Below are 5434 nucleotides of genomic sequence, written 5' to 3' on the forward strand. Positions count from 1 at the left end.
AAGAGACAGGCGCACTGTCGCCCGCCACCCACCTGGGAACCTGCACGCTGGTAGGCGCGGGCCCGGGCGATCCCGAGCTGCTCACCATCAAGGCCCTCAAGGCCATCCAGGCCGCCACCGTGCTGCTGGTAGATGACCTGGTGAGCGACGCCATCGTGGCGCACGCATCGCCCACGGCGCGCATCGTTTACGTGGGCAAGCGCGGTGGCTGCACCAGCACGCCGCAGGCCTTCATCGAAAAGCTGATGCTCATGGCCGTGAGCGAGGGCGAGAACGTGGTGCGCCTCAAGGGCGGCGACCCGTTCATCTTTGGCCGTGGCGGCGAAGAAGTGGAGCACCTGCGTGCCGCCGGGGTAGCGGTCACGGTGATCAATGGCATCACGGCGGGGCTGGCGGGACTGACCTCGCTGGGCGCCCCGCTCACGCACCGCGAGCATGCGCATGGCGTGGTGTTTGTCACCGGCCACGCCAAACCCGGCGACGCGGGCACCAACTGGCGCCAGCTGGCCGCCACCGCGCGCGAGGCCCGGCTCACGCTGGTGATCTACATGGGCGTAAGCGGCGCGGCCCATATCGGGCAAGAGCTGCTCACCGGTCTGCCGGCCGATACACCCGTGGCCATCATCCAGCACGCCAGCCTGCCCCACCAGCGCCATGCCATCACCACGCTGGGCCAGCTGCACGCCACCATCGAACGCGAAGGGCTGGCCAGCCCCTCGGTGATTGTGGTGGGCGACGTGGTGCGCGGTGTGGCCAGCGTTTCCCAACCTGCCCCCGACCAGGCCAGCGCCACCCGCCGCACGGGCTGAAAGCCCGCTGCGCAAGGGGATCGGCGCGCCTGCCCGCCAGCGCACAGGGCGCAGGGCGCTTCAGCCCGCCGGTGCGGGGGTTGGCGCCGAGCGGGCCTGCTCGAAGCGCGCGGCCAGCTCCTTGCGCAGCGATTTGCGCAGCAGTGCGGCGTCCCAGCGGCGGCGTTCGTCGGGCGTAGAAGGCGACAGGGGCGGCACCTTCACCGGCTTGCGCGCCTCGTCCACCGCCACCATCGTGAAAAAGCAGCTGTTCACATGCCGCACCACCTGCGAGCGGATGTCTTCGGCCACCACCTTGATGCCCACCTCCATCGACGACGCGCCCGTGTAGTTGACGCTGGCCAGAAAAGTCACCAGCTCGCCCACATGAATGGGCTGCAAAAACATCACCTGGTCCACGCTGAGGGTGACCACGTAACAGGCCGAATATCGGCTGGCGCAGGAATAGGCCACCTGGTCGAGCAGCTTGAGAATCGCCCCGCCATGCACATTGCCCGAGAAGTTGGCCATGTCAGGAGACATCAGCACGGTCATGCTGAGTTGGTGTGAGGGGATATTCATGCCAGGATTTTAGAGGGCGCCCTGCCCGTGCGGATGCGCACCCAGCGCCCGCTGCTTCCCCGAATATCTGAACACGCCACACCCGCGCAAAAGCTAGGGCGTGGCGGTGATACGCAACGCCATGCTGGTGGCCAATGCCATTGCCGTTGCAAATGCCGTGAAGACGGCGTGCCCAAAGGATTCATCCAGCGGCTCAGGTTTTCGCTTGCCTGAAAGTGGATAGACATTGGCGCAGGCGCCTGTCTCTCACTTGACGCCTGCCCGGTGTAAACCCTTGGGCGGCAAGCGCCGGGCGCTCCTACCATCGCCGCACGTTGCGGCCACGTTGGCCGACATCTGAAGGAGCTACTTGATGATGAACCACGATGCGACGCCCACTGGCCACGGCCTCCCACTGGCGCGCCGCCGCAGCCTGGTGCTGGCACTGGCGGGCAGCGCGGCCTTGGCGGCACTGCCCGCGGGCGCACAACCGGCTGCAGGAAAGGGCGACATCCTCATCGGCCGTTCGACCGCCCTGACGGGTGGGATGGCTCCGTTTCTTGCGCCCCTCCACGAGGGGCAGGAGGCCGCCATCGCAGACGCCAATGCCAAAGGGGGTATCGGCGGCCGCAAGATCCGGCTGGTGTCGCTGGACGACGGGTTCGACCCGCGCCGTACGCTGGAAAACGCCAAACAGCTGAACGAAAAAGACGGCGTACAGGCCTTGTTGGGCGTGTCGGGCACTTCACAGGTGATGACGCTGCTGCCCTATCTGGCGCAAGCCAAATTGCCACTGATCGGCGTGTATACCGGCTCCCCCGCCATCCGCGCGCAGCAGCACCCCTACCTGTTCACCACCCGGGCCAGCTACGCTGATGAGCTGGTCAAGATCGTCCGTAATCTGGTGGCGGTGCAATCGTCACGCATCGGGGTGGCCTTCGAAAACAACGATTTTGGCAAGCTGCTGCTGCCGCTTGTCGAAAAAACCATTGCTGCCGAAGGCGCATCTTTGGCGGGCACACATGCGCTGGCCGCCGCCGGAGAAGATGCCAACGAAGCCGCCAAAGCCCTGGCCGCCCAGAGACCGCAGGCAGTGCTGCTGATAGCGGCAGGGCCGCCTGTTGTGGCCTACGTGCGGGCGCATCGGGCCCATCTGGGTGTGCCGGTGTACACCTTGTCACTGGGCGCGGGCACCGCCATGCTCAAGGCGCTGGGAGAGGACGCACGTGGCCTGGCCGTGGCGCGTACCGGCCCGTCCCCCAGCAAACCCACCATCCAGCTCACGCGCGACTTCCAGGCGTCCATGAAGCACCATGACAAGCCCGTGGATTACGACCGCTATACCGGCTACATGGACGCCCGCGTGCTGATCGAAGGCCTGCGCGCTGCGGGGCCGGGGGTTACGCGCGCCAGTCTGGTACAGGGCATGGAAAGCCTGGGCAACCTCGACCTGGGCGGTTATGCCTACCAGTTCAGCCCGCAGAACCACCATGGCTCCAACTTTGTGGACATTGCCGTGGTGGGATCGGGCGGGGTCTTCAGGCAATAGCCCCCTGATCGCGGGCGACAATGGCGGCCCCGCTACCGCTGCCTAAAACCCCTGTGACCCTCGCTTCCCTTGTTTTTGATGTTGTCATCATCGGCGCCGGTGCCGCCGGCCTGTTCTGTGCAGGCCAGGCAGGCCAGCGCGGGTTGAAAGTCTTGCTCATCGACCACGCCGACAAGGTGGCCGAGAAGATCCGCATCTCGGGCGGCGGGCGCTGCAACTTCACCAACCGCGACCTGGACCCCGCCGCGCCGCACAAGCACTTCGTGGGGCAAAACCCGCAGTTTTGCCGCTCGGCGCTGTCGCGCTACACACCGGCCGATTTCATTGCGCTGGTGCAAAAGCACGGCATCGCCTTTCACGAAAAACACAAGGGCCAGCTGTTTGCCGACCGCTCGGCCGAGGACATCATCGCCATGCTGCTGGCCGAATGCGCGGCCGGTGGCGTCACGCACTGGCAGCCTTGCCGGGTCAAAAATATAGCCTTTTTGGCCTCTGGCGCTTATCCAGAAAGCGCCAGCAGCTATCAAATTGATACTGACCGCGACACGGTGCAGGCCCGCTCGGTGGTCATTGCCACGGGTGGGCTGTCGATCCCCAAGATCGGCGCCACCGATTTTGGCTACCGGCTGGCGCAGCAGTTCAATATCCCGCTGGTCGAGCGCCGCCCCGGCCTCGTGCCCCTGACGTTTGACGGCGCGGGCTGGGCGCCGTATGCGCAGCTGGCCGGACTGGCGCTGCCGGTGCAGATCAGCACCGGCGCCAAGAAGTCCCGCATGGCGTTTGACGAAGACCTGCTGTTCACCCACCGCGGCCTGTCGGGCCCGGCGGTGCTGCAGATATCCAGCTACTGGCAAGAGGGCACGCCGCTGGCCATCAACCTGGCGCCCACGGTGGACCTGCCCGCCGCGGTGGCGCAGGCCAAGGCGCGATCGCGCAAACTCATCGCCAACGAGCTGGCCACGCTGGTGCCAAGCCGCCTGGCCGACACCTGGGCCCAGCGCGAGGCCGACTGGCAACGCCCCATCAACGAGGCCACTGACAAGGCCCTGGCCCGGCTGGCCGAGCAACTGGCACGCTGGGAGCTCACCCCCACCGGCACCGAGGGCTACAAGAAGGCCGAAGTCACGTTGGGTGGCATCGACACCCGCGCGCTCTCGCAGCAAACCATGGAATGCAAGACGCAGCCCGGCCTGTATTTCATTGGCGAAGTGGTGGATGTGACAGGCTGGCTGGGCGGCTACAACTTTCAGTGGGCCTGGGCCAGCGCCCATGCTTGCGCCCAAGCGCTGCCTGCTTGAAATTTGCCGCAGCCGGGCTATAATCTCCGGCTTTGCTGGCAATGCCCCGTCGGCCAAATACTAGTTACAGACGGGGAAACCGCTACGTATGGTCCTGAGGCCCGATCTCCCCAAGCCCCTCTGCGAGCAACATTTTGGAAAACATTAGCTAATGACTACGATCCGCGTAAAAGAAAACGAACCCTTTGACGTTGCACTGCGTCGCTTCAAGCGCACCATTGAAAAGCTCGGCCTGCTGACCGACCTGCGCGCCCGTGAGTTCTACGAAAAGCCCACCGCCGAGCGCAAGCGCAAGAAGGCAGCCGCCGTGAAGCGCCACTACAAGCGCGTTCGCAGCATGCAACTGCCCAAGAAGATGTACTGATCTTCCGGATCCCAAGCCTGCTTGGGTCCCAGAACCCGCGCTAGGGACGCCAAGCGCGGGTTTTTGTTTTTGCGGGTCTGCACAAAGCCCCTCTGGCGTCGTTGCAGCGCCTTGCCGTAGCAAAACTACTGTCTGCGGCGCTGCGCCTAGCCAGAGGGGCTTTGTGCAAACCCTCCGACTCTGTCTTACTAAAAAGGAAGCCGCCATGAGCCTCAAGGACCAGATCACCGAAGACATGAAAACCGCCATGCGCGCCAAGGACAGCGAGCGCCTGGGCACCATCCGCCTGCTGCAGGCCGCGATGAAGCAAAAGGAAGTGGACGAGCGCGTCGTGCTGGACGATGTGGCCGTGGTCGCCATCGTGGACAAGCTCATCAAGCAGCGCAAGGACAGCATCACCGCCTTTGAAGGCGCGGGCCGCCAGGACCTGGCTGACAAGGAAAAGTCCGAAATGGCCGTGCTGCAGGCCTACCTGCCGGAGCGGATGTCGGCCGAGGAAACCCTGGCCGCCGTGAAAGCCATCGTGGCCGAACTGGGCGCCGCCGGCCCCGGCGACATGGGCAAGGTTATGGGCGTGGTCAAGACCCGCCTGGCCGGCAAGGCCGACATGGGCCAGGTCTCGGCCGCTGTGAAGGCTGCGCTGGCGGGCTGAAAGATAGAGAGCGCCCCCAGCTGACCACGCAACGGTCAGTATTATTTTGATAGCTGCCAGCGCTTGATAAACAAGCGCTGGCAGCTATTTTTGCTCGCGGATTCAAGTACGAAGTGCGCGAGTCTCAAGTCTAAGCGGAGTGATCTCCAGCCCATAGAACACCTCATGCGGAGTACGCCAGCCCAGGCACTTGCGTGGCCGGTGGTTCAGTGCATACACCGC

Annotated in this window: 6 protein-coding genes; 5 read left to right on the forward strand and 1 reads right to left on the reverse strand. The window is 64.9% G+C overall.

Annotation, left to right across the window (positions count from 1 at the left end; genetic code table 11):
- Positions 1-14: 14 nt before the first annotated feature.
- Positions 15-809 carry a uroporphyrinogen-III C-methyltransferase gene (gene cobA, locus DTW89_RS18570; protein ID WP_114657017.1) on the forward strand — a complete coding sequence of 265 codons (795 nt, stop codon included), beginning with the start codon at positions 15-17 and terminating at the stop codon, positions 807-809.
- Between the two features lie 60 nt (positions 810-869).
- Here the strand turns inward: cobA and DTW89_RS18575 are convergent, their stop codons facing one another.
- Positions 870-1370: an acyl-CoA thioesterase gene (locus DTW89_RS18575; protein WP_111867934.1), complete on the reverse strand. Its 501-nt coding sequence runs from the start codon at positions 1368-1370 to the stop codon at positions 870-872.
- 352 nt (positions 1371-1722) lie between these two features.
- Between DTW89_RS18575 and DTW89_RS18580 the strand changes: the two genes are divergently transcribed.
- The 4 genes from DTW89_RS18580 (at position 1723) to DTW89_RS18595 (ending at position 5212) form a co-directional block, all read left to right on the forward strand.
- Entirely contained in the window at positions 1723-2898 is a 1176-nt protein-coding gene (locus DTW89_RS18580; RefSeq protein ID WP_114657015.1) for an ABC transporter substrate-binding protein, read from the forward strand.
- Between the two features lie 53 nt (positions 2899-2951).
- Positions 2952-4196, forward strand: coding sequence for an NAD(P)/FAD-dependent oxidoreductase (locus DTW89_RS18585; protein ID WP_442858122.1), 1245 nt, complete (start codon positions 2952-2954; stop codon positions 4194-4196).
- 151 nt (positions 4197-4347) lie between these two features.
- Entirely contained in the window at positions 4348-4560 is a 213-nt protein-coding gene (gene rpsU / locus DTW89_RS18590; protein ID WP_005799779.1) for a 30S ribosomal protein S21, read from the forward strand.
- Between the two features lie 205 nt (positions 4561-4765).
- Positions 4766-5212, forward strand: coding sequence for a GatB/YqeY domain-containing protein (locus DTW89_RS18595; protein WP_024815872.1), 447 nt, complete (start codon positions 4766-4768; stop codon positions 5210-5212).
- Positions 5213-5434 lie beyond the last annotated feature (222 nt).

This window comes from Acidovorax sp. BoFeN1, assembly GCF_003345135.1.
Taxonomy (GTDB): Bacteria; Pseudomonadota; Gammaproteobacteria; order Burkholderiales; family Burkholderiaceae_C; genus Acidovorax; species Acidovorax defluvii.

Bases quoted from the DNA above. Each gene is read 5' to 3' on its own strand.
- DTW89_RS18575 (WP_111867934.1), bottom strand. From the start codon at position 1,370: ATGAATATCCCCTCACACCAACTCAGCATGACCGTGCTGATGTCTCCT.
- DTW89_RS18580 (WP_114657015.1), top strand. From the start codon at position 1,723: ATGATGAACCACGATGCGACGCCCACTGGCCACGGCCTCCCACTGGCG.
- rpsU (WP_005799779.1), top strand. From the start codon at position 4,348: ATGACTACGATCCGCGTAAAAGAAAACGAACCCTTTGACGTTGCACTG.
- DTW89_RS18595 (WP_024815872.1), top strand. From the start codon at position 4,766: ATGAGCCTCAAGGACCAGATCACCGAAGACATGAAAACCGCCATGCGC.